Raw genomic sequence first — 25,216 nt, forward strand, 5'->3', positions numbered from 1 at the left:
GCCGCGAAGGCTGCAACTCGGTATATGGCACCGGCTATGCCGGTGTTCGCGGGTAAACCCGCTCCTACCGAGGCCCCGAAACCAATGAGATAGAATTTGTCCTATGAGAGTCTGGGCAGTAGCCAATCAAAAAGGTGGCGTGGGCAAGACCACCACCACGATCGCCCTGGCCGGCCTGCTGGCCGAGGCGGGCAAGCGCGTGGTCGTCGTCGACCTCGACCCGCATGGCTCGATGACTAGCTATTTCGGGCACAACCCCGATGCGCTGGAGCACAGCTGCTACGACCTGTTCCTGCACAAGGGCGTGGTGCCTGATGGGCTGCCGGGGCAATTGCTGCTGCCGACCAGCGACGAGCGTATCTCGCTGCTGCCGTCGAGCACCGCGCTGGCCGTGCTCGAACGCCAGTCGCCGGGGCAGAACGGCCTGGGCCTGGTGATCGCCAAGAGTCTGGCGCAGCTGTGGCAGGATTTCGACTTCGCCCTGATCGACAGCCCGCCACTGCTTGGCGTGCTGATGGTCAATGCCCTGGCCGCCAGTCAGCAGCTGGTGATCCCGGTGCAGACCGAATTCCTCGCGGTGAAGGGCCTGGAGCGCATGATCGGCACGCTGGCCATGATCAACCGCTCGCGCAAGCAAGCCTTGCCGTACCAGATCGTCCCGACCCTGTTCGACCGCCGCACCCAGGCTTCGCTGGGCACCCTCAAGGTGTTGCGCGACACCTATGATCAGCAGGTCTGGCAGGGTTATATCCCGGTCGACACGCGCTTGCGCGATGCCAGCCGCAACGGCGTCACGCCCTCGCAGTTCGATGGCAAGAGCCGCGGCGTGATCGCCTATCGGGCCCTGCTCAAGCACATGCTCACCTACAAAGCCGCGCAGCGGGTGGCGTCATGAACCGCCCTGTCGGCACGCGCCCGCAACTGGCCCTGCAGTCGTACCTCGACGGGTTGCTGCAGGAAGCCACCGAGTTCGACCAACCGCTCGAGGCTGCAGAGCCCGAGGCGGCCGAGTTGAGCGACGAATTTGCCGCGGCCGTGCGCGAAGAGCAGGCCTTCGATGCCCGCCAGCAGGCCCAGGAGCCTGCTGTGCCCGGCGTTCGCCCGTTCGCCGAGCCGCAGGCGCCGGTCCTGCCGGCAGTGATGCCGGTCGAGGAACCTGTCGTTGCGGTGGTCGAGACCCAGGTGCTGGCCGAGGCCAGCATCCCGGTCCTGACCGAAGTCCAGGCCGCCGAGCCGGTCGCGCCGCTGGTCGACGTGCACCTGCCGGCAGCGGCCGTAGCTACGCCCCCAGCCATGCCGCCGGCCACCGTCGATGGCCGCCCGGCTTGGGCCGCCGAGCCGTTCGAGTGCCTGCTGTTCGACGTCGCCGGGCTGACCCTGGCAGTGCCGCTGGTGTGCCTGGGCTCGATCTACAGTCTCGAAGGCCAGGAGCTGACGCCGTTGTTCGGCCAGCCAGACTGGTTCCTCGGCATCCTCACCTGCCAGGCCGGCAACCTCAAGGTGCTGGACACCGCGCGTTGGGTCATGCCTGATCGCTATCGCGAAGACTTCCGCCAAGGCCTGCACTACGTGATTTCCGTGCAGGGCTACGAATGGGGGCTGGCGGTGCACCAGGTCAGCCGCTCGCTGCGCCTGGACCCGGCCGAGATCAAGTGGCGCAGCCAGCGTGGCCAGCGCCCATGGCTGGCCGGCACGGTCATCGAACACATGTGCGCGCTGCTGGATGTCGCCGAACTGGCGGAGTTGATCGCCAGTGGCGCCGTCAAGCAGCTGCACAGCAACCACCAATGACAGCTAACACACCGCCGGATGGCGGATTTCAAGGGGTAGGGGAATGAAAAAGTCGTCCGCACAAGGTTCCGAAGATCCGATCCTGCAGTGGGTAACCTTCCGTCTGGACAACGAGTCCTACGGCATCAATGTGATGCAGGTGCAGGAAGTGCTGCGCTACACCGAGATCGCCCCCGTGCCGGGTGCGCCGAGCTACGTGCTGGGCATCATCAACCTGCGTGGCAACGTGGTGACGGTGATCGACACCCGCCAGCGCTTCGGCCTGATGCCGACCGAGGTGACTGACAACACCCGCATCGTCATCATCGAGGCGGACAAGCAGGTAGTGGGTATCCTGGTCGACAGCGTCGCCGAGGTGGTCTATCTGCGCCAATCGGAGATCGAGACCGCGCCGAACGTCGGCAACGAGGAGTCGGCCAAGTTCATCCAGGGCGTGTGCAACAAGAACGGCGAACTGCTGATTCTGGTCGAGCTGGACAAGATGATGACCGAGGAAGAATGGTCCGAGCTGGAGAACATCTGAGTTGATTTTCGAGGCTGCTGTCATCTTCCTGGCATTGCTCTGGGCGCTGAGCCTGTGGTTGTTCCTCAACTACAGCAAGCGCCAGCGCGAACTGGCCGCCGAGCAGGCCGCAGGCGATGCCGTGCGCGACCAGCGCATCAAGGACCTGGCCAAGCGCCTGGACGACTACCAGAACGGCAGCGTGCGTATGGGCGAGGCCATCCACGAGCTGCGCGCGGTGGTGGCGCCGTTGCCCGAGAAGGTGCAGCAACTGGAGCAGCGCGATCCCAACAGTGTGACCTTCACCCAGGCGGCCAAGCTGGTAGGAATGGGCGCCAGTGTCTCGGAGTTGACCGAGACCTGTGGCCTGACTCAGGCCGAGGCCGAGCTGATGAGCAAGCTGCATCGCGGTGAGTGACCGTGGCTGCCTGTGCTAGCTCTTTTACGGGGCCAGCACCGGCAACCCACCGCTCAGCGTCCTGTGCAGCGATCAGGTCCTGGCCCAGGAGTGGCTACCACCAATCTTGGCAATCCGATTCAGCGGCAGCAGGTTCCGTGTGGCTTGCCGCACCGCCTCCGGATTCACACGCAACCAGGCATTGACTTTGGGCAGGCACGCCAGGTTGTACACGTGTCGCAAACGATAAAGGCTCGGTAGCTGTCGGTCGATTATATCGGTGAGCAGGCGCGGGCCGGTCAGCCGGCTCAGCTCGCTGGCATAGCGATAGAACCCTGCCGGGTCGCTGGCCAGGCTCGGCTTGCTGTCGTAGAACCCCGGGCTGGCCTGGAACCGTGCATGCATCTCTTCGAGGATGGCCTTGAGTGTCGGATTGTTGGCATGGCTGCCGATGATGCTGGTGTTGTACAGGCACGTCATGCCCATCTTCTCGTTGGACATCGGTGGCGGCAGCAGCAGGCCATCCGGCGTTGCCAGCAACGGCACCTGGTCGATCGGCTCGCCTGGCGGGCCCAGGGGCTCCCCGCCTATCTCGTGGGGATGCTCACCGTCGGCCAGAATGGCATCGTCCACATCCATGTAGATGCCGCCTTGCTGGTCGAGCATGTAATAGCGCAGCGTATCCGAGGCCGAGGCGAAGTTGGTCGCCACCCCGCCATTGCCGTCCAGCGCCGCCTGGTACTGCTGATGATAGGGGCTCTGGCTGAATGCCTGATAGAACGGCTGCTTCTCCAGCGGCAGCACCTGCAGATCGGCTGCGCCCTCGCCGAGCAGGCGCAGGTTTTCCGCGAACGCGGCGGGGTTGGCGTTCGACAGGTACAGGCGGTAGCTGTAGCTGCTGTCCTTCAACAGGCTGGCGTTGCGCGCCAGGTTGCCGATCAGGTCGGTGTCGATGGTCTTGTCGCCCACCCACAGGCAGGAGATGGTCTCAGGGATGGGCAAGCTGCCTGGGGTGGGCTCTACCGGGAGTTCGAGGGGCAGCGGCAAGTCCACCCCCAGCGCCCGCAGGGTGACGCTGCGCATGATGTCGGTGACCGGACGCCCACGCTCCACGGGACGCAACTCCCTGGAACCTGCGCGGGCTGCGTAGAGTTGCGGGCTTACGTCGTTGGCATCGCGCTCGGTTATGAACGCGTCCTGCTCCATGTCGTAAATCACCTCTTCGTTGTAGCCACCGATGCTGGTCGCGAGCATGTCCGGTCGGCCATCGTACCGGGGCGTCCTGATCACCGCGCCAGCGGTAGCCTCATCGGCGCCGGCCAGGGGAGCGATGTCATCGGGAATGTGGAAATAGCGGGCCACTGCCAGCTCGGGGAGCCGGGGGGCGTCCAGCGGGCTCAGCGGGTAGCCCCATTGGTCGTTGACCCGGCTGGGGAGCAGGAGGAAGCCTTCGCGCTTGACCGTGAACAACTGGCGCAGTTGCTCGGCGGCAGCTGGCAGGAGCGCCGCATTGAGCAGCCCGTATGTGAGGGTCTCGACGCCTGCGGCCTGCTGCTGCGCGCCTTTGCCATTGATGGCCTGGTCCAGTCCCAGGCCGAACTGGGCGATGCCGCCCGCAGCGACGATCACCAGTAGTTCGGGCACCACCAGTGCCAGCGGTGCCAACAGGTTCATGGCTGAGTTCAGATACCCGCGCCAACGGGCCTTGGTCACTTCGCCGTCCGTGGTGATGATGAAGTCGGCGTCGGCATAGCTGCGGGTTTTCTGGCGCTCGGCCATGGCCTGGAACAGGTCGCCGGTCAACGGCGTGCTGTAGTGCTCTGGCCGGTAGTGCACGTATTGGCGCGGCGCCCAGGGCCCGTCGGTGGTAAAACCGGCACGCTGGGGCGAGCGGTGGTGGATGGCGGGGTAGGTCCCAAGGCCGATCAGGGCCTCGTCCAGGCCGCTGAAATCCAGGCCATCCGGCCCGTCGGCCAGAGCGAAGTAACGCTTGAGGGCGGCGCGTTTGTCGCCATCCCGGCATTGCTCGCCGACCCAGTCGCGCAGGTGGTCGAGGCTTGCGAATTCGTGCAGTGGCGAGCTGTTGCCGGCCAGGTAGAGCACCACCCTCGGGCTGTGAGCGGTGCTCAGCAACAGTGCGTCGGTACTGGCGTAGCCGTAGATGTTCAGGGTGCAGGCTTGTAGCCCCGGTGCCTCCTCGCTCAGCCCGGCTGCTTGCCAGACGAGCTTGCGCGCGGCGTCGCTCAGGCTGCCTTCCTGCACCTGTTTGTTGCAGGCAGTGATGAAGGCCAGTTTGGCTGACAGGCGATGACTGTCGAAGGACTGTAGCCAGTAGCGGTCGAGCATGGCCACGTAGGAGCTATGCAAGTCCAGATCCCAGATGAAGCTCTGGAACGCCTCGGCCGGGACCTGTACATGGGTGCTGGCATCGATGTGCGCGGATTGTTCGATGCGGAACAGGCCGTTGTAGGCCTCGTAGCGCCTGCCGGTGTGCCATTGGCCGGGCGCGGGGAGGGTGTCGACGAAGGTGACCGGGCCATCGGGGAAGGTGCCGGCCCAGGGGCTGGCGAACAGCGCGCCGACCAGGTCGTTGTTGCTTTCGCCCTGCCAATTGGCCAACACGGCCTGGGTCAGGGTCATGCGTTGGGTGATGCTGGCGAGGTAGCCTCGCGGGCCATCCGGCAGGTAATGGAAGGTGACCACCTCGACCCGGTCCGGGTCCAGTGGCTGGCCACGCTCGGCGCTCCAGGTGCGGATGGCGTTGGCGGCTTCCTGGTCGGGACGGGGGAAACCTTTGAGGTGGTCACGGACGAACTGCACGCCGGTGGCGTTGATGTTGGGCTTGGGCATCTTGCAGGCCTTGCTGGTGGATGAAGCCCGTATGGTTGACGTAAAGGTCTTATCGACAGCGGTACTTAATGCTGTGATGTCGGCGTGATGTCGCGTTCAGCCGGCGGTTCGTCGGCAAAGCCCACCGGGACCTTGCCGCGCAGCTGCCAGGCGAAGGCGATGATCTCGGCGATGGTCAGGTACAGGGCCTCGGGGATCTGCTCGCCCAGCTCCAGGCGTGCCAGCAGGCGCACCAGTTCGGCGTTTTCATAGATGGGTACTTCGTGCTCACGAGCCAGGGCGAGGATCGCCTCGGCCAAGGCATCGTCGCCCTTGGCAGTCAGGGTCGGTGCCTGCTGGCCGTCGTAGCTCAGGGCGATGGCCTGGCGGGGTTGCTTGGGGTTCATGCGTTTTCATCCACCCAACGTTGTTCGACCCGGGTACGTGGGCCTTGTGGCGGGATGCCCGGGTGGCATTCCAGGTCGCCGACCTCCAGGCCACGGGCCAGCAGGCGTTCGCGCAAGTTGCCGAGCTGGGCGTCGATCAGCCGTGCCGTCGGCTCGCGTTCGGCCCACAACTGGCCGCTCAGCCGGCCTTGGTTGAGTTGCGCCTGGACCTGCAAGGGCCCCAGCGGCGCCAAGTCGAAGGCCAACTCGATGCGCCACAGGGCGAGCAGTGGGTCCTTCGCTTCGGCTTGCCGGTCGGCCTGTTGTTGCGCGGTTTCCTCGCGCTGCAGTTTCACCTGCAAGGGGATGAAGTCCTGGCCATGGCGCACTGGGATCTCGGTTTGCCAGGTTGTCTGCAGGTTGCCGTTCTCCAGTGTTCCGGATTGCTGCAGGCTGCTCAGCGCGTGGCTCTGCAGGCGCGAGATGGCCGCACTGGCCAGGCGTAGCAACTGTTGCAGGTCACTTTCATCCTCGAGTGCCTGAAGCAGCCGTGAGGGCAGCGGGAAGGCGCCGGGTGGCTGCCTGGGGCTGACCCGGTCGAGCAGGCCCAGGGCGCTGCGGGCCATGGCCGGCAAGGCCTGGGCCAGGGTGGTCGCGCTCACGGCGGGGCTGCCAGGGGCGTTGGCCGAGACCAGTGCCACCAGCCGCACCAGCTGCGCCTTGAGGTCGGGCGCCACGCCAGCGGCGAGGCCGCCCAGCAGCTTGGCCTCAAGGAATACACCGCTGTTGTTCAAGGCTTCCACGAGGGTCTTGGGTGTACTGAGCTGGCGCGCATCCGGCAGGCTGTTCAGCAGATTGGCGGCGGCGGCGCGCAGCTCGCCGTTGGCTTGTGAGCTGCCGGCGATTTGCTGGAGGCCGCCGAGCAGGCTCGGCAAGGACGCCTGGCGGCCTTGCTGGGCCTGCAGTTGCTGGGTGATGTCGAGTTGTTCCTGGCGGCCGCTCAACGGCACGAAACGCAGCGACTGGTCGCCCTGCACTTGGGCGCTGAGCAGGCTGCCGATGGCTAGCGGGCGCGGGCTGTCGATGGTCAGGGTGGCGCCGGCCTGGGCGGTGTTGAGCAGGCTGACCAGCGAGCGGAATCCAGCCGCTTGCCCGGCCGCCGCAGGCAGCGCCTGGTTAGTCAGGACCTTGCCTTGGAGCAGGGTGCCGACCGGCACCTTGGTGGTGTCCAGCCGGGTGAGGGTGGCGACGTTGCTGGCAGTGGCCTGTTGCACCAGCAACGCCAGGCGGTTGCTCTCGGGTTGGCTGACAGTGACTTGGCTGCCCTGGGGAATCGGTTGACTGGAACTGGCCTGGACCTGGACCTGGGCGCCGTTGGCCTGGGCCAGGCGTAACACCAGGAGGAACTCATTGCCGTTCTGGCGCAGGGTCAGCACTTCGGCCTGGGCGGTCTCGCCGGGTTTGACCAGGCCTGGCTGCGCCTGGGTCAGGGTCAGCAGCTCGCTGGTCAGGGCCGCCTTGATCACTTGTGGGTTGAGGGCGGTTTGCGCGCCGACATTATTGATTTCAGTCATGTATTGTATACAACCTGTCGAACCCGCCTCTTGGCAGCGTGGCCGCTCATGTAATAATGCCCGGCCGCCAGCCATTGCCAGTATAACGGCAGGGCGGGGGGCGACTTGAGCATAGGGTTCGGGAGCGGTGTGCGGGTATTCGAATACCGCGCAATTCCTGTAGGAGCGGGTTCACCCGCGAATGGGGCGACACCGATCCCGAACCGAACACAGAATAAGGCGAATCCGTGACCCTTCACCTCCAAGCCGCGGGCCTGGCCTGCGAGCGCGACTGGCGCCTGCTGTTCGAGCACCTGGATTTCCAGCTGCGCCCCGGCGACATGCTGCAGATCAGCGGCCCCAACGGCAGCGGCAAGACCAGCCTGCTGCGTCTGTTGGCCGGGCTGATGCAGCCGACCGCCGGGCAGATCCTGCTCGGCGGCAAGCCGTTGGCCGAGCAGCGCCATGCCCTGGCCAGCATCCTGCTGTGGATCGGCCACGCCGCCGGTATCAAGGACCTGCTCACTGCCGAGGAGAACCTCACCTGGCTCTGTGCCCTGCACCAGCCGGCCACTGCCGAGGCCATCTGGGCGGCGCTGGCAGCGGTTGGCCTGCGCGGCTTCGAGGACGTGCCCTGCCATACCTTGTCCGCAGGCCAGCAACGCCGCGTGGCGTTGGCCCGGCTGTACTTGCACGGCCCGCCGTTGTGGATCCTCGACGAACCGTTCACCGCCCTCGACAAACAGGGCGTGGCCCAGCTCGAGGCGCACCTGGCGGCCCATTGCGAGCAGGGCGGCACGGTGGTGCTGACCACCCACCATACCCTCGAGCGCAAACCCTCGGGCTACCGTGAACTCAACCTGGGACAGTGGGCGGCATGAGCGTGTTCATCCTGTTGCTGCGCCGCGAAGCGCGGTTGCTGTTCCGGCGCCCGGCCGAGCTGGCCAACCCGCTGGTGTTCTTCGCCATCGTCGTCGCCTTGTTCCCGCTGGCGGTCGGGCCGGAAAGCCAATTGTTGCAAACATTGTCGCCGGGCCTGGTGTGGGTCGCGGCGCTGCTGGCCGTGCTGTTGTCGCTCGATGGCCTGTTCCGCAGCGATTTCGAGGACGGCTCGCTGGAGCAATGGGTACTCTCACCGCACCCACTGGCCATGCTGGTGCTGGCCAAGGTGCTGGCGCACTGGATCTTTTCCGGGCTGGCACTGGTATTGTTGGCGCCGTTGCTGGCGCTGATGCTCGGATTGCCGAGCCATTGCCTGCCGGTGCTGCTCGGCTCGCTGCTGCTCGGCACACCGGTGTTGAGCCTGTTAGGGGCGGTGGGCGCGGCGCTGACGGTCGGCCTCAAGCGCGGCGGCTTGCTGCTGGCGTTGTTGATCCTGCCGTTGTATATCCCTGTATTGATCCTGGGCAGTGGCGCCTTGCAAGCGGCACTGCAGAATATGCCGGCGACTGGCCACCTGCTGTGGTTGGCCAGCCTGACCGCCCTGGCGGTGACCCTGGCGCCTTTTGCGATAGCGGCCGGCCTGAAGATCAGCGTTGGCGAATAACGAGTCCCGGGCTTTCAAGCCCGGCTAATACCCTGGATGTACCTGATGAAAATTAGCTGGACGTGGTTCCACAAACTGGGCTCGCCGAAATGGTTCTATGCCATCAGCGGCCGCCTGCTGCCCTGGCTGGCCGTCTCGGCCGCGCTGTTGCTGGTCACTGGCGTGGTCTGGGGCCTGGCCTTCGCCCCGCAGGACTACCAGCAGGGCAACAGTTTCCGCATCATCTATATCCATGTGCCGGCGGCGATGCTGGCGCAATCCTGCTACGTGCTGCTGGCGGTGGCCGGGGCGGTGGGCGTGGTGTGGAAGATGAAACTGGCCGACGTCGCCCTGCAATGCGCGGCGCCCATCGGCGCCTGGATGACCGCCGTGGCGCTGGTCACCGGGGCCATCTGGGGCAAGCCGACCTGGGGTAGCTGGTGGGTCTGGGACGCGCGCCTGACCTCGATGCTGATCCTGTTGTTCCTGTACTTCGGCATCATCGCCCTCGGCCAGGCCATCAGCAACCGCGACAGCTCGGCCAAGGCCTGCGCGGTGCTGGCCATCGTCGGCGTGATCAACATCCCGATCATCAAGTACTCGGTGGAGTGGTGGAACACCCTGCACCAGGGCGCCACCTTCACCCTCACCGAAAAGCCGGCGATGCCCGCCGAGATGTGGCTGCCGCTGCTGTGCACGGCGCTGGGCTTCTACTGCTTCTTCGGCGCGGTGCTGCTGCTGCGCATGCGCCTCGAGGTGCTCAAGCGCGAAGCCCGCGCCAGTTGGGTCAGGGAAGAGGTGTTGAGCAGCCTGGGGCGGAGGGCCGCACGATGAAATTTGCTTCATTCGCCGACTTCGTCGCCATGGGGCACCATGGCCTGTATGTCTGGACGGCCTACGGCATCTGCCTGGCGGTCCTGGCGATCAATGTCGCTGCGCCCCTGTTGGCTCGCCGCCGCTACTTGCAAGAAGAGGCGCGTCGCCTGCGCCGGGAGAACAACCAGTGAATCCGCAGCGCAAGAAACGCCTGTTCCTGATCCTTGGCCTGCTGGTCGGCGTGGCGCTCGCCGTCGGCTTCGCCCTGAGCGCCCTGCAACAGAACATCAACCTGTTCTACACCCCGACCCAGATCGCCAATGGCGAGGCGCCGCAGGACACGCGGATCCGCGCCGGTGGCATGGTCGAGAAGGGCTCGGTGCAGCGTTCGGCCGACTCGCTCGACGTGCGCTTCGTGGTCACCGATTTCAACAAGTCGGTGCCGATCACCTACCGTGGCATCCTCCCCGACCTGTTCCGCGAAGGGCAGGGTATCGTCGCCCTGGGCAAGCTCAACGCCGAAGGCGTGGTGGTGGCTGACGAGGTGCTGGCCAAGCACGACGAAAAATACATGCCGCCGGAGGTCACCAAGGCCCTGAAGGAAAGCGGCCAGGCCGCCACCGGTGCGGAGGCCAAGCCATGAACGCGGCGTTGCTGATCCCCGAACTCGGCCAGCTGGCGATGATCCTGGCGATCTGTTTCGCGGCCGTGCAGGCCACGCTGCCGCTGCTCGGCGCCTGGCGCGGCGACAGCCTGTGGATGAGCCTGGCGCGGCCGGCGGCCTGGGGGCAATTCGCCTTTCTCGCGTTTGCCTTCGGCTGCCTCACCCATGCCTTCATGACCGACAACTTCTCGGTCGCCTACGTGGCCAGCAACTCCAACAGCGCCTTGCCCTGGTACTACAAGTTCAGCGCCGTGTGGGGTGCGCACGAGGGCTCGCTGCTGCTGTGGGCGCTGATCCTCGGCGGCTGGACCTTCGCCGTGTCGGTGTTCTCGCGGCAATTGCCGCAAGTGATGCTGGCGCGGGTGCTGGCGGTGATGGGCATGATCAGCGTCGGCTTCCTGAGCTTCCTGATCATCACCTCCAACCCGTTCTCGCGCCTGTTGCCGCAGGTGCCCGGCGATGGCCGCGACCTCAACCCACTGTTGCAGGACTTCGGCCTGATCGTCCATCCACCGATGCTGTACATGGGCTACGTGGGCTTCTCGGTGGCGTTCGCCTTCGCCATCGCCGCCTTGCTCGGCGGGCGCCTGGATGCGGCCTGGGCGCGCTGGTCGCGGCCCTGGACCATCGTTGCCTGGGCCTTTCTTGGCGTGGGCATCACCCTGGGCTCGTGGTGGGCGTACTACGAACTGGGCTGGGGCGGCTGGTGGTTCTGGGACCCGGTGGAAAACGCCTCGTTCATGCCCTGGCTGGTGGGCACCGCACTGATCCACTCGCTGGCGGTGACCGAGAAACGCGGGGTGTTCAAGAGCTGGACCGTGCTGCTGGCGATCGCCGCGTTCTCGCTGAGCCTGCTGGGCACCTTCCTGGTGCGCTCCGGGGTGCTGACCTCGGTGCACGCGTTCGCCGCCGACCCGTCGCGTGGCGTGTTCATCCTGATCTTCCTGTTGTTCGTGGTCGGTGGCTCGCTGACCCTGTTCGCCTTGCGCGCCCCGGTGGTCAAGAGCCAGGTCGGCTTCGCCCTGTGGTCGCGTGAGACGCTGTTGCTGGCGAACAACCTGGTGCTGGTCGTGGCGGCCTCGATGATCCTGCTCGGCACGCTGTATCCGCTGGTACTCGACGCCCTGACCGGGGCCAAGCTGTCGGTCGGCCCGCCGTACTTCGATGCGTTGTTCCTGCCGTTGATGGCGCTGCTGATGGTGGTGCTGGGCATTGGCGTGGTGGTGCGCTGGAAGGACACCCCGGGCAAGTGGCTGATCAGCATGTTGACCCCGGTGCTGATCGCCAGCGTGGTGCTGGCACCGGTGGCCGGCTTCATCGTCGACGATTTCGACTGGCCGACCCTGAGCGTGTTCGCCCTGGCGGCCTGGGTGGTGCTCGGCGGTGTGCGCGACATCTTCGACAAGACCCGCCACAAGGGGCTGAGCAAGGGCGTGCGCGGCCTGAGCCGCAGCTACTGGGGCATGCAGCTGGCGCACCTGGGCCTGGCGGTCTGTGCCCTGGGCGTGGTGCTGTCGAGCAACAACAGCGCCGAGCGCGACCTGCGCATGGCACCGGGCGAAAGCGTCGAGCTGGGCGGCTACCAGTTCCTGTTCCAGGGCGCCAAGCACTTCGAGGGGCCGAACTTCATCTCCGACAAAGGGACCATCGTGGTCACCCGCGACGGCCGCGAAGTGACCACGCTGCATCCTGAAAAGCGCTTGTACACCGTGCAGCAGTCGATGATGACCGAGGCCGGCATCGACGCCGGTTTCACCCGCGACCTGTACGTCGCCCTCGGCGAGCCGCTGGAGAACGGCGCCTGGGCCGTGCGCGTGCACATCAAGCCTTACGTTCGCTGGATCTGGCTGGGCGGTCTGCTGACTGGCCTGGGCGGGTTGCTGGCGGCCCTCGACCGGCGCTACCGCGTCAAGGTCAAGACCCGGGTGCAAGAGGCCCTGGGCGTGTCTGGAGCAGCTGCATGAAGCGTTGGATCATGGTGTTGCCGCTGGCGGTGTTCCTGCTGCTGGCGGTGTTTCTCTACAAGGGGCTGTTCCTCAAGCCCGACGAGCTGCCCTCGGCGATGATCGGCAAGCCGTTCCCGACGTTCTCCCTACCCGCAGTGGAAGGTGAGCGGACCCTGACCCAGGCCGACCTGCTCGGCCGTCCGGCGCTGGTCAACGTGTGGGGCACCTGGTGCCCGTCGTGCAAGGTCGAGCACCCGTACCTCAACCAGCTGGCCGAGCAGGGCGTGGTGATTCACGGGGTCAGCTACAAGGATGACAACGCCGCCGCGCAGAAGTGGCTGGCCGAGTTCCACAACCCGTACCAGCTGAACATCCGCGACGAACAGGGCAGCCTGGGGCTGAACCTGGGGGTGTACGGCGCGCCGGAAACCTTCCTCATCGATGCCCAGGGCATCATCCGCTACAAGCACGTCGGCGTGGTCGATGCCACGGTCTGGCGCGAGCAACTGGCGCCGTTGTACCAGGGGCTGGTCGACGAGGCCAAGCCATGAGGCGCTGGCTCGCCGCCGCCGTGCTGGGGCTTTACCTGGGCTTGGGCCTGGCCAGCGTGGCCCAGGCGGCTATCGACACGTACCAGTTCCGCGACGAGGCCGAGCGCGAACGCTACCAGGCACTGACCAAGGAGCTGCGCTGCCCCAAGTGCCAGAACCAGGACATCGCCGACTCCAACGCACCGATCGCCGCCGACCTGCGCAGGGAAATCTTCCGCATGCTCGGCGAAGGCAAGAGCAACCAGCAGATCGTCGACTTCATGGTCGATCGCTATGGCGACTTCGTGCGCTACAAGCCGGCGCTCAGCAGCCGCACCTGGCTGCTCTGGTTCGGGCCCGGCATCCTTCTGGCTTCGGGCTTCGTGGTGCTGGCGGTGATCGTGCGGCGCCGTCGTGGCGCGGCCACGCAAGGGAACCCGGAGCTGTCCGCCGACGAACGCGAGCGCCTCGCCAAACTGCTGGAAAAAGAACAGACCCATGATTGAACTCTGGCTTAGCGCGGGCCTGCTGCTGCTCGTCGCCTTCGGCTTTTTGCTGATCCCGATCCTGCGTGGGCGTACCCGCCAGCAGGAAGAAGACCGTACCGCCCTCAACGTGGCCCTGTACCAGGAACGTATCGACGAACTGGCGGCCCAGCAAGCCGCCGGCGTGCTCGATGCGGCGCAACTGGGCAAGGGCCGTGACGAGGCGGCGCGTGAGTTGCTGGCCGACACCGAAGGTGCCGAGCCGCTGCGCCAGGGCCACCTGGGCAAGGCCTTGCCACTGCTGGCGGCGCTGCTGGTGCCCTTGCTGGCACTGGGGCTGTACCTGCACTTCGGCGCCGCCGACCAGGTCCAGCTGACCCAGGAGTTCGCCGCCGCGCCAAAGACCATGGAGGAAATGACCACGCGCCTGGAGCGTGCCGTCGAGGCCCAGCCAGAGTCGGCCGAAGGCGTGTACTTCCTCGGCCGCGCCTACATGGCCGAGCAACGCCCGGCCGATGCTGCGCGGGCCTTCGAGCGCGCCGTGGCCTTGGCTGGCCGTCAGCCCGAGCTGCTCGGGCAATGGGCCCAGGCGCTGTATTTTGCCGCCGACAAGCAATGGAGCGGGCAGCTCCAGGCGCTGACCGACGAGGCGTTGCAGGCCGATCCGAAGGAAGTCACCAGCCTCGGCCTGCGCGGCATCGCCGCGTTCGAGGGTGAGCGTTACCAGGAGGCCATCGACTACTGGAATCGCCTGTTGGTGCTGTTGCCCGAGGGCGACTCGTCGCGGGCAGCATTGCAGGGCGGCATCGACCGCGCCGCCGAACGTTTGGGTGGTAGCGCCGCCAAGCCCGCGGCGCCGGTTGGTGCACGGTTGAAGGTTCGGGTCGAGCTGGCGGCAGCGCTCAAGGACAAGGTCAAGCCCGACGACACCGTGTTCATCTTCGCCCGCGCCAGCAATGGCCCGCCGATGCCCCTGGCGGCCAAGCGCGTGACCGTGGCGCAGTTGCCCATCGAGGTGGAGTTGTCCGATGCCGACGCGATGATGCCGCAGATGAAACTGTCGGACTTCCCGCAAGTCCAACTGGTTGCCCGTGTCTCGCGCGCTGGCCAGCCGACCCGAGGCGAGTGGATCGGCCAGGGCGCGCCGCTGGCCAATTCCACCCAGGCCCAGCAACAGCTGGTCATCGACAGCCCCGACCGGTAAGAGAACGACGCCATGCACAACACCCTACGCCTGACCCTGATCACCCTGGCCCTGGGTTTGTCCGCCTGTACGGTGCATGAGCCGGCCCAGCAGCCGACGCCGCCGATCGAGACGCCCCCGCCGCACCAGGGGCCAGTGGTCAAGCCATTGCCAGATGGCCAGCCGTCCACCCAGCCGAGCCAGCCGGCGTCGATTCCCAAGCCGATGCCGCGCACCTCGGCGAGCTTCGCGCCACCACCAGGAGGGGCGAGCCATTGGGATCCCAAGCTGGGGGTGTATGTGCTGGAGAAGAAGACCAATACGTTCTACCGCCAGCGTACCTATTATCGCTATGACAAGGGTTGGAGCTGGTCGCTGAGCCCGGATGGGCCTTGGCAGGAAACCGACAGCAGTGGCGTGCCGGGTGGTCTGGGGCGGGCGTTCGCGCAGTGATGTCTGATGGTTGGGTGTGGCCTCTTCGCGGGTGAACCCGCTCCTACAGGGGCACCACGAACCCAACCGATACAGTACAGTTAAACCCCAATTTACCGATTGACTGTACCGGCCACTGACTCCGCATAATGCCCCTTCGAATTGACCCGGAGGTGGCATGAGCAAGACAGTCCTGGTACTGGTTGAAACCGTCGACGATTACCTGCCGCTGCTCGAACAGGCTGGTTATCGGCTGATCCGTGCACCATCCCCGGCGCTGCGCGCCGACGCCATCCAACGCCACGCCAGCGAGATCGATGCCGTCCTCACCCGCGGTCCGCTGGGCCTCACAGCTGCCGAGATCGAGGCGTTGCCAGAACTGCGCATCATCTGTGTGATCGGTGCCGGCTACGAGCAGGTCGACCTGGCCGCCGCCGCAGCCCGTGGCATCACCGTCACCAATGGGGCCGGCGCCAACGCCGGCCCGGTCGCCGACCATGCGATGGCCATCCTGCTGGCGCTGCTGCGCGACATCCCGCGCGCCGACGCCAGCACTCGGCGTGGCGAATGGAACCGAGTGATCAGCCCTTCAGTCAGCGGCAAGCGCCTCGGCGTACTGGGCTTCGGTGCAGTCGGTCAAGCCATTGCCAAGCGCGCCAGCCTGGGGTTCGACATGAACGTCAGCTACCACAGCCGCACACCGCGCCGGGACTTGCCCTATACCTGGTACGACAGCCCGCTGCACCTGGCCGATGCCGTGGATATCCTGGTCGTCGCTACCCCCGGTGGTGCCGGCACCCACCATCTGGTCGATGCCCAAGTGCTCGAGGCGCTGGGCGCCGAGGGCTACCTGGTGAATATCGCCCGCGCCAGTGTGGTCGATACCCAGGCCCTGGTGGCTGCCCTGGAGCAGGGCCTGATCGCCGGCGCCGCGCTGGATGTGTTCGATGACGAACCCGCCGTGCCCGACAGCCTCAAGGCGCTCGGCAACACCGTGCTCACGCCCCATGTCGCCGGCCAGTCGCCGGAAGCGGCGCGCGACACCGTGGCTCTGGTGCTGCGCAACCTGCAAGCGTTCTTCGCCGGCGAGCCAGTGCTGACCCCGGTGCACCGATAACCTTCGCTTTCGTTTCCGCCCGGTAGAGGCCGGGCTCACAGGAGTGTTCGCATGCAACTCGAAATCTTCCAGGTCGATGCCTTTTCCGCCGAACCCTTCGGTGGCAACCCGGCGGCGGTGATCCCCCTCGACAGCTGGCTGCCGGACGATGTGCTGCAACGCATCGCCGAAGAGAACAACCTGTCCGAAACGGCCTATTTCGTGCGCACCGGCGAAACCTACGACCTGCGCTGGTTCACCCCCTCGGTGGAAGTCGACCTGTGCGGCCATGCCACCCTGGCTTCGGCCTATGTGCTGTTCGAGCAACTGGGCGAGCAGGCCGAGGTGCTGCGCTTCAATACGCGCAGCGGCGAGCTGCGGGTCAGCCGTGGCGCCGATGGTTTGCTGGCGATGGACTTCCCGGCCAAGCAGCCGGTGGCAATCGAACCCCCGGCGGGCCTGCTGGAAGCCCTTGGTCTGAGTGGTGTCGATACGATCTACCAGTCTGACGACTATGTACTGGTGGTCGATGACGTTGCACTGATCGAACCACTGACCCCCGACTTCGTCGCCTTGTCGGCATTTCCGGTGCGCGGAATCGCGGTGACGGCGGCCGGCCGTGGCTACGACTTCGTCACCCGCTGGTTCGGCCCGAACGTCGGGGTCAACGAAGATCCGGTCACAGGTTCCGCGCACACGTCGCTGGCGCCGATCTGGGCCGAGCGCCTGGGCAAAGCCAGCCTCAGCTGCGAGCAGGGCGGCGCACGCAAGGGCCAACTGCACTGCCAGGTACCAGGTAACGGCCGGGTGATCATCAGTGGCCGTGCGGCGCTATACCTGCGCGGTAGCGTGTTCATCTGATCAATCGGCATTGGGGGATATCCATGAGCGGTGAATTGCAAATCATCGAGCTGCAGGAAGGCGACGGCAAACCGGCCGTCAAGGGTGCGCTGATCACTACTCAGTACACTGGCTGGCTCGCCGACGGCCGTGAATTCGATTCATCCTGGTCGCGGGGCAAACCGTTCCAGTGCGTGATCGGCACAGGTCGCGTGATCAAGGGGTGGGACCAGGGGATCATCGGCATGCGCGTGGGCGGCAAGCGCAAGCTGCTGGTGCCGGCGCACCTGGGCTATGGCGAGCGCAGCGTGGGGAAGATCCCCGCGAATTCGGACCTGACTTTCGAAATCGAGTTGCTGGAAGTGCTGACGCGCGATGATTGAGCGTTCAGCAACATCCGCACGCTAACCTCAGCCTTGCCTAGGGAACGGCATCCGCGACGACTTCGGCTCACTGTACGTGCTGACCCTGACCTGGCACGACGGCAAGGCGACCTTGCAAAGCCGTGCCATGCGTCAGGGCCTGGACGATGGTGCGTCGAGCCGCCAGACCTGAGGTTGGCGGAGCTGCTCTCAGCGGCCCAGGCGCATCGGCCAGCCCAGCACCTTCTTCGGCCGAGGCGTGGCGTAGGTGCGTACCTTCGAGGTGCTGAGCCCCAGGCGTACCAGTGATTCGGCGATGGTCACCGCGGCACTCACGCCATCGACCACCGGCACCCCGGTGCGCTGGCGTATCTGCTCGTCCAGCCCGGCCATGCCGCCGCAGCCCAGGCAGATGACTTCGGCCTTGTCGTCGCGCACGGCACGCTCGGCCTGCTCGACGATGGCCTCCACGGCCCGTTGCGGGTCCTGTTCCAGTTCCAGCACGGCCAGGCCGCTGGCCCGCACCGAGGCGCAGCGGTCGTACAGGCCGGAGAGCTTCAGGCGGTCCTCGATCAGCGGCACGGTGCGGTCCAGGGTGGTCACCACCGAGTAGGCGTGGCCCAGGTACATGGCGGTGCTGGCGGCTGCGTCGGTGATGTCCACCACCGGCACGTCGAGCAGTTCCTGCAGGCCTTCGCGGCCGTGTTCGCCATAGCCTGCCTGGATGACCGCATCGTAGGGGCCGTCGTAGGCCAGCACCCGGTCCATGACCGCGATAGCGGCCAGGTAGCTCTCGAAGTTGCCCTCCACCGACTCGGCGCCGAACCAGGGCGTCAGGCCGACGATCTCGGTACCGGGTGAGGCGACGCCGCGCGCCTGCTCGGCGATGGCCTCGGTGATGGCTTCGGTGGTGTTGACGTTGGCAATCAGAATACGCATGGCGGTTGATCCTTGATCAGTGGCTGTGGTGATCGACAGCGATGCATTCGCCGCTGACATCGTGGTATTGGCGGTTACGCGGGGCGATCAGCAGGTACAGCGCTGCGGCGATGCCGGCGCCGATCAGCCAGGAGAACGGCGCGATGCCGTGGAAGTTGGGTACCAGGGCCAGGACGATGGCCAGCAGCGCCGCAGGTGCGAAGGCGGCGACGGCGCGCAGGTTGATGCCCTTGCTGTAGTGGTAGGCGCCGTCCGGGTGTTCGCTGTACAGCTCCGGCACGTTGATACGGCCTTTGCGCAGCAACCAGTAGTCGGCCATGATCACCCCGTAAAGCGGGCCGAGCAGGGCGCCGAGGCCCGACAGGAAGTACACGATCACCAACGGGCTGTTGTACAAATTCCACGGCAGGATCAGCACCGCCAGGGTCGCGCTGATCAGACCGGCGCGTTTGAAGTTCAGGTGGCGTGGGGCCAGGTTGCTCAGTACGAACGCTGGGGCCACGAAGTTGGCCATGATGTTCACCGCCACGGTGACGATCAGGAAAGCCAGGCAGCCGAGCACCAGGAACGGCGTGCTGGGGATGGCGGCGACGATCTGCGTCGGGCTGTCGATGATCTGGCCGTTGATCTGGAACTGCGCGCCGCACAGCACCACGGTGATCATGGCGAACACCAGGATGTTCACCGGCAGGCCCCAGAAGTTGCCGACGCGGATGGTCTTGCGGCAGGGCGAGGAGCGGGCGAAGTCGCAGAAGTTGAGCACCAGGGTGCCGTAGATCGCCAGCCACAGGGCGCCACCGGCGAAGATGTTGCGCCACATCTCATAGCCGGTCAGGGGCTCTGCCACCGACCAGGCGATGCGGGCATCGGCCTTGAAGTACATGAACACCGCCAGGCTGGCGACGGTGAGCAGGATCACCGGGCCGGCGAAGGCTTCGTAGCGGCGCACCATCTCCATGCCGTAGGCGAGGATCGCCAGCTGCACCAGCCAGATGGCCACGAAGCACACCCAGCCCAGGCTCGACAGCCCGAGGATGGCATTGTGGTCGTAGCTGGCCAGTTGCGGCCAGACCGCAGTGAGCAACACGCGCAGCACCACCGAGGCCAGGTAGGTCTGGATGCCGAACCAGGCGATGGCGATGATCGCACGGATCAGCGCGGGCAATTGCGCGCCGTGGATGCCGAAGGCAATGCGGCTGATCACCGGGAACGGCACACCGGTTTTCTGCCCCATGTAGCCGGACAGGTTCATGAAGAAGTACACCAGCGCCGCGCCGATCGCCAGCGACATGAGGATCTGCCAGCCGCCCAGGCCCAGAGCGAACAGGCCCATGGCGAACGAGTAGTTGGCGATGTTGTGCACATCGTTGGTCCACAGCGCGAAGATGCTGTAGCGGCCCCAGCGGCGGCCTTCGATGCGGGTCGGGGCGAGGTCGCGGTTGTGCAGGCGCGGGCTGAGTTCGAGAGGTGGATGGGTCAGGGTAGCGGCGGGGTCGGCGCTGGCAACGGACAGTTCAGGGGCAAGGTCGACACTGGTACTCATTCCGGCAGGCTCCTGATGCGTGACTGCGATGAGCGGGCGCTGGCGCACGGGCTCGCCATCTCGTCGGTGCAGGCGTTGCATCACTGGGTTCTGGGCGCGGCGGCCGGGATTGGACCGGCGTCGCGGGTTCTTGTGTATTTATGTTTTGTTTAATTTGTATACAAAACATGGGCACACAAAAGCGAGTTCCATGCCAGGCACAATGTGGAATTCAGATGGCCACTATTTTGAATCTGACTAATTGATAGGTAAGTTGATGAAATGGATCATCTATAAGTTGACCGAATGAACAGGTTTAAATTTTCAATGGGCTTTTTAGTTGATCAAATGGTCAGAATTTATTGAGCGATGGGTGTAACTTATTGGTGCGCTAGATGGAAAAAGTGCACACAAAAATGACACTTAAAGTGACGTTTTTGTGTACATAAAATAGTCAGCTTTTTCAGGTTTGGCCTTTCGTGGGCGGTCCGACTAGCCCGCTCAGGATCGTAATGCTGTTCACTTTGAGATCGCCGGGGCCGCTTTGCGGCCCATCGCGGCACAAGGCCGCTCCTACAGAGTCCGCGTGAGTCTGTGATGCTGGCTTGCGCGGTCGGTGTAGGAGCGGGCTTGCCCCGCGAAAGGGTCGCGGCAGGAGGGCATCACTCCATCGGCGGCAACCGCCGCTTCACCGGGCTCTTCTTGATGATGGCGGTGTTGGTCTCGGCGAGTACGTTGATCCGGTCGAGCAGGGTATCGAGCTGCTCCATCGAGCGCACATGCAGCCGGGCGATGAAGCAGTCCTCGCCGGTCACCTTGTCGCATTCGGTGAACTCGGGGATGGCGATGATCTGCCGCTCCACTTCCTGCAGTTGCCCCGGCAGCGGGCGGATGCGCACGATGGCCTGCAGCTGGTAGCCGAAGCTGCGCGGGTCGACGTCCACGGTATAGCCCCGCAGCACGCCGCGCTCTTCGAGGCGGCGCAGGCGTTCGCTGACGCTGGGGGCGGAGAGGCCGCTGATCTGCGCCAGGGCCTTGAGCGAGCGGCGCGAATCTTCCATCAGGGCGTTGATCAGCAGTTGGTCGATGGCATCGGTCATGGCTATCTCGTCAGGTCATTGAGCAGGTTTGCCTTGATAGTAAAGGCGAAAGCGTGATCGCGCCTTGTTTATCCCATGGCAGGCACGGCTGTCGCCTGCGCATACTGTGTCCTTCGTCAAGAGGAGGTGCGGGATGGACAGTTCACTGCGTCGCGGCTCGCTGGAAATGATCGGCGCCATGCTGATTTCCGGCACCATCGGCTGGTTCGTGCTGGTGTCGGGGCGACCGGTGCTGGAGGTGGTGTTCTGGCGTTGCGTGTTCGGCACCGGTACCTTGCTGGTGATCTGCGCGGCGTTCGGTTTTCTCAAGGCCGGCGTGATCAGCCGCACCGCATTGCTGTGGGCGGTGGTCAGCGGCGTGGCCATCGTTGGCAACTGGTTGCTGCTGTTCGCCTCCTATTCGCGGGCCTCGATCGCCATCGGTACGGCGGTGTACAACGTTCAGCCGTTCATGCTGGTGGGCCTGGCGGCGCTGTTTCTGGGCGAGAAGATCACCGTCGCCAAGTTCACCTGGTTGAGCGTGGCCTTTCTCGGCATGCTGGCGATCGTCAGCGCCCATGGCGCCGGCCAGGCCAGCGGCGAGGCGTATCTGGCGGGCATCGGCCTGGCCCTCGGAGCGGCATTCCTTTACGCGGTCGCCGCGCTGATCATCAAGCGCCTTGCCGGCACACCACCGCACCTGATCGCCCTGGTCCAGGTGGCCACTGGGGTAATGCTGCTGGCGCCGTGGGTGAAGCTTGGCAGCCTGCCGGGCGAAGCCTCGGCTCTGGCCAGCCTGGTAACCTTGGGCATGGTGCATACCGGGCTGATGTATGTGCTGCTGTACAGCGCCATCCAGCGGTTGCCGACAGCGTTGACCGGTGCGCTGTCGTTCATCTACCCGATCGCGGCGATCCTGGTCGACTGGGTGGCCTTCGGGCATCGCCTGGCGCCGCTGCAATGGCTGGGGGTGGCATTGATCCTGCTGGCGGCGGCAGGGATGCAGCAGGGGTGGTGGTTCCGCGCCAAGGCGCCAGTAATCGTGTAGGGCTTGCCGGCGATAGGGCGCGAAGCGGCTTCAGGCGGTAGAATGCGCCTCTTTCATCTGCCTGCGACCCACCATGACTTCGCCGATCGCCACCCTCGAGCAGCACCTGTTCGCCGCCCTCGACCCCGCTCCTACCGAAACCCGCCGCCTGTTCCACGGCCGTGGCCGCTGCTGGCCGGGGCTCGAGCAGGTGACGGTCGACTGGCTGCAGGGTGTGCTGTCGGTGGCGCTGTTCCGCGAGCCCGAGGCTGGCCTGCTGATAGAGCTCGAAGCCATGCTGCGCAGGCTGGCCGAGTGCCCGCAGTGGGCCGGCCAGGCCATCCTCATCCAGCACCGCTACCTGCCCGACAGCCCGGGCCAGTGGCTGCTGGGCGAGCCGTGCCAGCAACGCGAAGTGGTCGAGGATGGCCTGACCTACCTGCTCGACCTCGGTGTGCGGCAGAACACTGGCCTATTCCTCGACATGCGCTACGGCCGGCGCTGGGTGCGTGAGCAGGCGGCCGGCAAGCGGGTGCTCAACCTGTTCGCCTATACCTGCGGTTTTTCCGTGGCGGCGATTGCCGGTGGCGCTGAACAGGTGGTCAACCTCGACATGGCCAAGTCGGCGCTGTCGCGGGGGCGCGACAACCACCGCCTCAACGGCCATGACGCCTCGCGCGTGGCCTACCTGGGCCACGAGCTGTTCAAGTCCTGGGGCAAGGTGCGCAAGTACGGGCCGTATGACCTGATCATCATCGATCCGCCGACCTTCCAGCGCGGCAGCTTCGTGCTGACCCAGGACTACGCGAAGATCCTGCGGCGCTTGCCCGAGTTGCTGAGCGCGGGCGGAACGGTGCTGGCTTGTGTCAACGACCCTGGGATCGGGCCTGAGTTTCTGATCGAGGGCATGGCCGAGCAGGCGCCTGGGTTGGCCTTCGTCGAGCGGTTGGAGAACCCGCCGGAGTTTCCCGATGTCGACCCGGCGGGGGGGCTCAAAGCATTGGTATTCCGCCAGGTATGAAGTTAGCTGTGCCGGCCTCTTCGCGGGGCAAGCCCGCTTCCACAGAGACCGCACTGTTCTGACATCAAGCGGGTTTGCTGTGGGAGCGGGCTTGTCCCGCAAAGAGGCCAGTGCAGGTAGCATCAAGCCGGTACCACCGGCCCCGGCAACGGATACACCTGCGAGAAACTGACATTCTCGGTCTGGTCCACGCGCTTTTTCAGCCGCTCGTTGAACGCCCGGCTCACTGCGTACTGCCCGCCGGAAATGGTGCGGAACTGCGCCGTCAGCACGAACCCGTTCAAGTCCATGCGATCGACCCCGAACACCTGCAACGGCCCTTGCAGATTGATGCGCAGCAGCGGGTCTTCGCTGATCGACTTGCCCACCTCGTGGATCAACGCCAGCGACTGGTCGACGTCGCTGTCGTAGGTGAACTGCACCGAGAAGAACGCGTAGGCGAACTGCCGCGACTGGTTGGTGACGGCCTTGATCTGCCCGAACGGTACCGAATGCACGAAGCCCTTGCCATCGCGCAGGCGCAGGGTGCGAATGGTCAGGCTCTCGACGGTGCCGGCGTGGCCTGAGTCGAGCACCACCCAGTCGCCGATCGAGATGGTGTCCTCGATCAGGATGAACAGCCCGGTGATCACGTCCTGCACCAGTTGTTGCGAGCCGAAGCCGATGGCCAGGCCGATCACTCCGGCACCGGCCAGCAACGGCGCTACGTTGATGCCCAGGTTGGCCATGGTGGTGATGGTGCAGATGACGATCAGGATCACCTTGATGGCGTTGCGCAGCATCGGCAGGATGGTCCTTACCCGGGTGCTGGGCTGGCGACTCGCGCGGCGACCCACGGGCGGCTTGAGCGCCTCCTGGATGGCGGTGTCGAGCACCACCCACAGTAGCCAGGTGACCAGCAAAATCAGGCCGATGCTCGACAGCGAGTTTCCGATGGCCTGGCCGAGGCGGTTGCTCAGCGCGAAATCGATGACCGAAAAGCCCCAGATACGCCCCAGCAGCTCGATGAAGGCCACGGCCATGGCGATGCGCAGCAGCGCATGGGCCAGGCTGCGCAGCAACTCCTTGTAGGGCCGCACCCGCTGCGCCATATCCACCGGGCGCGGTGCCAGCAGGTGCTGCAGCACGGTGCTGAGGAATACCGTGGCCACCAGCAGCACGGTGGTGAGCAAGGCGTTGCGCAGGGCCTTCTGGCTTTCTTCGCCGGCACCGATCAGGTGGATGGCGGACACCAGGATCATCAACAGGATCGGCAGGTACCAGAGCACCGAAAAGATGCGCAGGGTTTCCTGTACCGCGCGGTGCTGCAGGCGGTCCTTCAGCGAACGGTTGCGGATCAGGTGGGCGACCGGGCGGCGCAGACGCAGCACCAGGCTGGCGAAGATCGCAGTGGCCAGCAGGCCGGTAAGCACGGCGATGCTGGTGGTGATATTGCCACCCAGCTGGCGGGCGATCTGCGGGCTGGTGAGGGCGTCGCTCCAGGCTGCGAGGAAGCCGATCATGAACAGCAGGCGCGGCGCCAGGCGCCGGATCGCCGCCACGGCGCGACGCTTGTGTGCGTAATCGAACACGGTGATCAGGCAGAGGATGATCGAGGTGGAGAACAAGCCGCTGCTGGTGGCGTAGGCCAGGCTCAGGCCGAGGGCGCGGGCTATCGAAGGGTCGAGGAAGCGGCTGACGTAGAGCGTGACAGGCAGGCTGGCAAGGGCGGGCACAGTGTAGGGCAACAGGTAGCCCAGCAATGCCCGCAGGCGTGGGCGCTGGCCGATCGCGGCAGCCTGGCCGACACGCCTGGCGAGCCAGCGGCCCAGAACCGTGAGCAGGCCGAAGCTGGCGACCCAGGTGACGGACAGCAACAGGAAGTCGCCGGTCAGTTGCAGCGTGTCGCGCGCGGAGTGGCGGTCGACCAGGCGTTCCATCTCCTTGGCGGCACGGTCGGTGCGCAGGCGCCAGGCATCGACCAGGTGGGCATCGAGGTCGAGTTCTTGCGCGGCGCTGTCCAGCCCGTCGGCCAGGGCGCCGAGCAGGCCGCCTTGCAGCACCGGTTCGGGGGCGGCGGGTTGTTCTTCTGTGGGGGCCGGGTCGGCGGCCAGCAGGTGCGTGCTCAGCAGGCAGCCGAGCAGCAAGGTGGAGAGAAAGCGCAGCACTGGAGTACTCCTTGGGCCGGGGTGAGCGGGGCAGGGTTACTCAAGGAACTGATTGTGGGGGGGAGGGGAAAGTTCGATGTGTGTAAGCAGGGTCGGGGGGGGGGGGGGGGGGGGGGGGGGGGGGGGGGGGGGGGGGGGGGGGGG

Annotated in this window: 26 protein-coding genes and 1 pseudogene; 20 read left to right on the forward strand and 7 right to left on the reverse strand. The window is 65.7% G+C overall.

Going from position 1 to position 25,216, the window contains the following annotated elements:
* Positions 1–103 precede the first annotated feature (103 nt).
* Genes IAE37_RS15185 through IAE37_RS15200 form a run of 4 tightly spaced genes read left to right on the forward strand, consistent with a single transcriptional unit; the run spans position 104 to position 2,711 of the window.
* Positions 104–895, forward strand: a complete 792-nt coding sequence (locus tag IAE37_RS15185; RefSeq protein ID WP_201174866.1) for a ParA family protein — start codon at positions 104–106, stop codon at positions 893–895.
* Positions 892–1,791 carry a CheW domain-containing protein gene (locus IAE37_RS15190; protein ID WP_201174867.1) on the forward strand — a complete coding sequence of 300 codons (900 nt, stop codon included), beginning with the start codon at positions 892–894 and terminating at the stop codon, positions 1,789–1,791. The genes IAE37_RS15185 and IAE37_RS15190 overlap by 4 nt, the downstream gene beginning before the upstream one ends.
* A gap of 43 nt (positions 1,792–1,834) precedes the next feature.
* Positions 1,835–2,314, forward strand: coding sequence for a chemotaxis protein CheW (locus IAE37_RS15195; protein WP_003254393.1), 480 nt, complete (start codon positions 1,835–1,837; stop codon positions 2,312–2,314).
* A gap of 1 nt (position 2,315) precedes the next feature.
* Positions 2,316–2,711: a DUF2802 domain-containing protein gene (locus tag IAE37_RS15200; RefSeq protein ID WP_201174869.1), complete on the forward strand. Its 396-nt coding sequence runs from the start codon at positions 2,316–2,318 to the stop codon at positions 2,709–2,711.
* A gap of 72 nt (positions 2,712–2,783) precedes the next feature.
* On the opposite strand, the gene IAE37_RS15205 is transcribed toward IAE37_RS15200, so the two are convergent.
* The 3 genes from IAE37_RS15205 to fliK all read right to left on the reverse strand — a co-directional run bounded on the left by IAE37_RS15205 (position 2,784) and on the right by fliK (position 7,479).
* A complete protein-coding gene (locus IAE37_RS15205; protein ID WP_201174870.1) occupies positions 2,784–5,540 on the reverse strand; it encodes a dermonecrotic toxin domain-containing protein in 2,757 nt (918 codons plus the stop codon).
* 65 nt (positions 5,541–5,605) lie between these two features.
* Complete coding sequence (locus IAE37_RS15210; RefSeq protein ID WP_201174871.1) at positions 5,606–5,926, reverse strand: EscU/YscU/HrcU family type III secretion system export apparatus switch protein; 321 nt, start codon at positions 5,924–5,926, stop codon at positions 5,606–5,608.
* A complete protein-coding gene (gene fliK, locus IAE37_RS15215) occupies positions 5,923–7,479 on the reverse strand; it encodes a flagellar hook-length control protein FliK (RefSeq protein WP_201174873.1) in 1,557 nt (518 codons plus the stop codon). Before fliK ends, IAE37_RS15210 begins: the two co-directional genes overlap by 4 nt.
* A gap of 227 nt (positions 7,480–7,706) precedes the next feature.
* Between fliK and ccmA the strand changes: the two genes are divergently transcribed.
* From ccmA to IAE37_RS15285, 14 genes and pseudogenes are all read left to right on the forward strand, one after another.
* Positions 7,707–8,339, forward strand: a complete 633-nt coding sequence (gene ccmA / locus IAE37_RS15220; RefSeq protein WP_201174874.1) for a cytochrome c biogenesis heme-transporting ATPase CcmA — start codon at positions 7,707–7,709, stop codon at positions 8,337–8,339.
* A complete protein-coding gene (gene ccmB / locus IAE37_RS15225; RefSeq protein WP_008096270.1) occupies positions 8,336–9,004 on the forward strand; it encodes a heme exporter protein CcmB in 669 nt (222 codons plus the stop codon). The genes ccmA and ccmB overlap by 4 nt, the downstream gene beginning before the upstream one ends.
* Before the next feature lie 45 nt (positions 9,005–9,049).
* Positions 9,050–9,817: a heme ABC transporter permease gene (locus tag IAE37_RS15230; RefSeq protein ID WP_201174875.1), complete on the forward strand. Its 768-nt coding sequence runs from the start codon at positions 9,050–9,052 to the stop codon at positions 9,815–9,817.
* On the forward strand, positions 9,814–9,990 hold the full coding sequence (gene ccmD / locus IAE37_RS15235; protein WP_133332240.1) for a heme exporter protein CcmD: 177 nt from the start codon (positions 9,814–9,816) through the stop codon (positions 9,988–9,990). The genes IAE37_RS15230 and ccmD overlap by 4 nt, the downstream gene beginning before the upstream one ends.
* Positions 9,987–10,442 (forward strand): cytochrome c maturation protein CcmE, encoded by a 456-nt coding sequence (ccmE, locus tag IAE37_RS15240; protein ID WP_201174876.1) that lies wholly within the window; start codon positions 9,987–9,989, stop codon positions 10,440–10,442. Before ccmD ends, ccmE begins: the two co-directional genes overlap by 4 nt.
* An 11-nt stretch (positions 10,443–10,453) precedes the next feature.
* Entirely contained in the window at positions 10,454–12,427 is a 1,974-nt protein-coding gene (locus tag IAE37_RS15245; RefSeq protein WP_201174906.1) for a heme lyase CcmF/NrfE family subunit, read from the forward strand.
* Entirely contained in the window at positions 12,424–12,960 is a 537-nt protein-coding gene (locus IAE37_RS15250; protein ID WP_201174877.1) for a DsbE family thiol:disulfide interchange protein, read from the forward strand. Before IAE37_RS15245 ends, IAE37_RS15250 begins: the two co-directional genes overlap by 4 nt.
* Positions 12,957–13,445, forward strand: coding sequence for a cytochrome c-type biogenesis protein (locus IAE37_RS15255; RefSeq protein ID WP_201174878.1), 489 nt, complete (start codon positions 12,957–12,959; stop codon positions 13,443–13,445). The genes IAE37_RS15250 and IAE37_RS15255 overlap by 4 nt, the downstream gene beginning before the upstream one ends.
* On the forward strand, positions 13,438–14,628 hold the full coding sequence (gene ccmI, locus IAE37_RS15260; protein ID WP_201174879.1) for a c-type cytochrome biogenesis protein CcmI: 1,191 nt from the start codon (positions 13,438–13,440) through the stop codon (positions 14,626–14,628). The genes IAE37_RS15255 and ccmI overlap by 8 nt, the downstream gene beginning before the upstream one ends.
* 12 nt (positions 14,629–14,640) lie before the next feature.
* A complete protein-coding gene (locus IAE37_RS15265) occupies positions 14,641–15,060 on the forward strand; it encodes a hypothetical protein (protein ID WP_201174881.1) in 420 nt (139 codons plus the stop codon).
* A gap of 157 nt (positions 15,061–15,217) precedes the next feature.
* A complete protein-coding gene (locus IAE37_RS15270; protein WP_201174883.1) occupies positions 15,218–16,156 on the forward strand; it encodes a 2-hydroxyacid dehydrogenase in 939 nt (312 codons plus the stop codon).
* Positions 16,157–16,207: 51 nt separating this feature from the next.
* Positions 16,208–16,996 carry a PhzF family phenazine biosynthesis protein gene (locus IAE37_RS15275; RefSeq protein WP_201174885.1) on the forward strand — a complete coding sequence of 263 codons (789 nt, stop codon included), beginning with the start codon at positions 16,208–16,210 and terminating at the stop codon, positions 16,994–16,996.
* 23 nt (positions 16,997–17,019) lie between these two features.
* Positions 17,020–17,358, forward strand: coding sequence for an FKBP-type peptidyl-prolyl cis-trans isomerase (locus IAE37_RS15280; RefSeq protein WP_201174887.1), 339 nt, complete (start codon positions 17,020–17,022; stop codon positions 17,356–17,358).
* 55 nt (positions 17,359–17,413) lie between these two features.
* Positions 17,414–17,530 (forward strand): annotated as a pseudogene (locus IAE37_RS15285) (histidine phosphatase family protein); the annotation flags it as partial.
* A 17-nt stretch (positions 17,531–17,547) separates the two neighbouring features.
* Here the strand turns inward: IAE37_RS15285 and IAE37_RS15290 are convergent.
* From IAE37_RS15290 to IAE37_RS15300, 3 genes are all read right to left on the reverse strand, one after another.
* Positions 17,548–18,276 (reverse strand): aspartate/glutamate racemase family protein, encoded by a 729-nt coding sequence (locus IAE37_RS15290; RefSeq protein ID WP_201174889.1) that lies wholly within the window; start codon positions 18,274–18,276, stop codon positions 17,548–17,550.
* A gap of 16 nt (positions 18,277–18,292) precedes the next feature.
* Positions 18,293–19,819, reverse strand: a complete 1,527-nt coding sequence (locus IAE37_RS15295) for an NCS1 family nucleobase:cation symporter-1 (protein WP_201174891.1) — start codon at positions 19,817–19,819, stop codon at positions 18,293–18,295.
* Positions 19,820–20,460: 641 nt separating this feature from the next.
* Positions 20,461–20,898: an Lrp/AsnC family transcriptional regulator gene (locus IAE37_RS15300; RefSeq protein ID WP_201174893.1), complete on the reverse strand. Its 438-nt coding sequence runs from the start codon at positions 20,896–20,898 to the stop codon at positions 20,461–20,463.
* 133 nt (positions 20,899–21,031) lie between these two features.
* Between IAE37_RS15300 and IAE37_RS15305 the strand changes: the two genes are divergently transcribed.
* Positions 21,032–21,925, forward strand: coding sequence for a DMT family transporter (locus IAE37_RS15305; protein ID WP_201174895.1), 894 nt, complete (start codon positions 21,032–21,034; stop codon positions 21,923–21,925).
* 73 nt (positions 21,926–21,998) lie between these two features.
* Entirely contained in the window at positions 21,999–22,925 is a 927-nt protein-coding gene (locus IAE37_RS15310; RefSeq protein ID WP_201174897.1) for a class I SAM-dependent methyltransferase, read from the forward strand.
* Between the two features lie 122 nt (positions 22,926–23,047).
* Here IAE37_RS15310 and IAE37_RS15315 read toward each other — a convergent pair whose 3' ends face one another.
* A complete protein-coding gene (locus IAE37_RS15315) occupies positions 23,048–25,072 on the reverse strand; it encodes a mechanosensitive ion channel domain-containing protein (RefSeq protein WP_201174899.1) in 2,025 nt (674 codons plus the stop codon).
* Between the last annotated feature and the right edge of the window lie 144 nt (positions 25,073–25,216).

This window comes from Pseudomonas sp. S31, from assembly GCF_016648105.1.
GTDB lineage: Bacteria > Pseudomonadota > Gammaproteobacteria > Pseudomonadales > Pseudomonadaceae > Aquipseudomonas.

Excerpts from the sequence above, each read along its gene's own strand:
- IAE37_RS15255 (WP_201174878.1), top strand. The coding sequence starts at position 12,957 with ATGAGGCGCTGGCTCGCCGCCGCCGTGCTGGGGCTTTACCTGGGCTTG.
- ccmI (WP_201174879.1), top strand. The coding sequence starts at position 13,438 with ATGATTGAACTCTGGCTTAGCGCGGGCCTGCTGCTGCTCGTCGCCTTC.
- IAE37_RS15310 (WP_201174897.1), top strand. The coding sequence starts at position 21,999 with ATGACTTCGCCGATCGCCACCCTCGAGCAGCACCTGTTCGCCGCCCTC.
- IAE37_RS15275 (WP_201174885.1), top strand. The coding sequence starts at position 16,208 with ATGCAACTCGAAATCTTCCAGGTCGATGCCTTTTCCGCCGAACCCTTC.
- IAE37_RS15250 (WP_201174877.1), top strand. The coding sequence starts at position 12,424 with ATGAAGCGTTGGATCATGGTGTTGCCGCTGGCGGTGTTCCTGCTGCTG.
- IAE37_RS15190 (WP_201174867.1), top strand. The coding sequence starts at position 892 with ATGAACCGCCCTGTCGGCACGCGCCCGCAACTGGCCCTGCAGTCGTAC.
- IAE37_RS15210 (WP_201174871.1), bottom strand. The coding sequence starts at position 5,926 with ATGAACCCCAAGCAACCCCGCCAGGCCATCGCCCTGAGCTACGACGGC.
- IAE37_RS15290 (WP_201174889.1), bottom strand. The coding sequence starts at position 18,276 with ATGCGTATTCTGATTGCCAACGTCAACACCACCGAAGCCATCACCGAG.
- IAE37_RS15230 (WP_201174875.1), top strand. The coding sequence starts at position 9,050 with ATGAAAATTAGCTGGACGTGGTTCCACAAACTGGGCTCGCCGAAATGG.
- IAE37_RS15305 (WP_201174895.1), top strand. The coding sequence starts at position 21,032 with ATGGACAGTTCACTGCGTCGCGGCTCGCTGGAAATGATCGGCGCCATG.
- ccmD (WP_133332240.1), top strand. The coding sequence starts at position 9,814 with ATGAAATTTGCTTCATTCGCCGACTTCGTCGCCATGGGGCACCATGGC.
- IAE37_RS15295 (WP_201174891.1), bottom strand. The coding sequence starts at position 19,819 with ATGAGTACCAGTGTCGACCTTGCCCCTGAACTGTCCGTTGCCAGCGCC.
- IAE37_RS15300 (WP_201174893.1), bottom strand. The coding sequence starts at position 20,898 with ATGACCGATGCCATCGACCAACTGCTGATCAACGCCCTGATGGAAGAT.
- IAE37_RS15195 (WP_003254393.1), top strand. The coding sequence starts at position 1,835 with ATGAAAAAGTCGTCCGCACAAGGTTCCGAAGATCCGATCCTGCAGTGG.
- IAE37_RS15265 (WP_201174881.1), top strand. The coding sequence starts at position 14,641 with ATGCACAACACCCTACGCCTGACCCTGATCACCCTGGCCCTGGGTTTG.
- IAE37_RS15205 (WP_201174870.1), bottom strand. The coding sequence starts at position 5,540 with ATGCCCAAGCCCAACATCAACGCCACCGGCGTGCAGTTCGTCCGTGAC.
- fliK (WP_201174873.1), bottom strand. The coding sequence starts at position 7,479 with ATGACTGAAATCAATAATGTCGGCGCGCAAACCGCCCTCAACCCACAA.
- IAE37_RS15270 (WP_201174883.1), top strand. The coding sequence starts at position 15,218 with ATGAGCAAGACAGTCCTGGTACTGGTTGAAACCGTCGACGATTACCTG.
- IAE37_RS15185 (WP_201174866.1), top strand. The coding sequence starts at position 104 with ATGAGAGTCTGGGCAGTAGCCAATCAAAAAGGTGGCGTGGGCAAGACC.
- IAE37_RS15280 (WP_201174887.1), top strand. The coding sequence starts at position 17,020 with ATGAGCGGTGAATTGCAAATCATCGAGCTGCAGGAAGGCGACGGCAAA.
- ccmB (WP_008096270.1), top strand. The coding sequence starts at position 8,336 with ATGAGCGTGTTCATCCTGTTGCTGCGCCGCGAAGCGCGGTTGCTGTTC.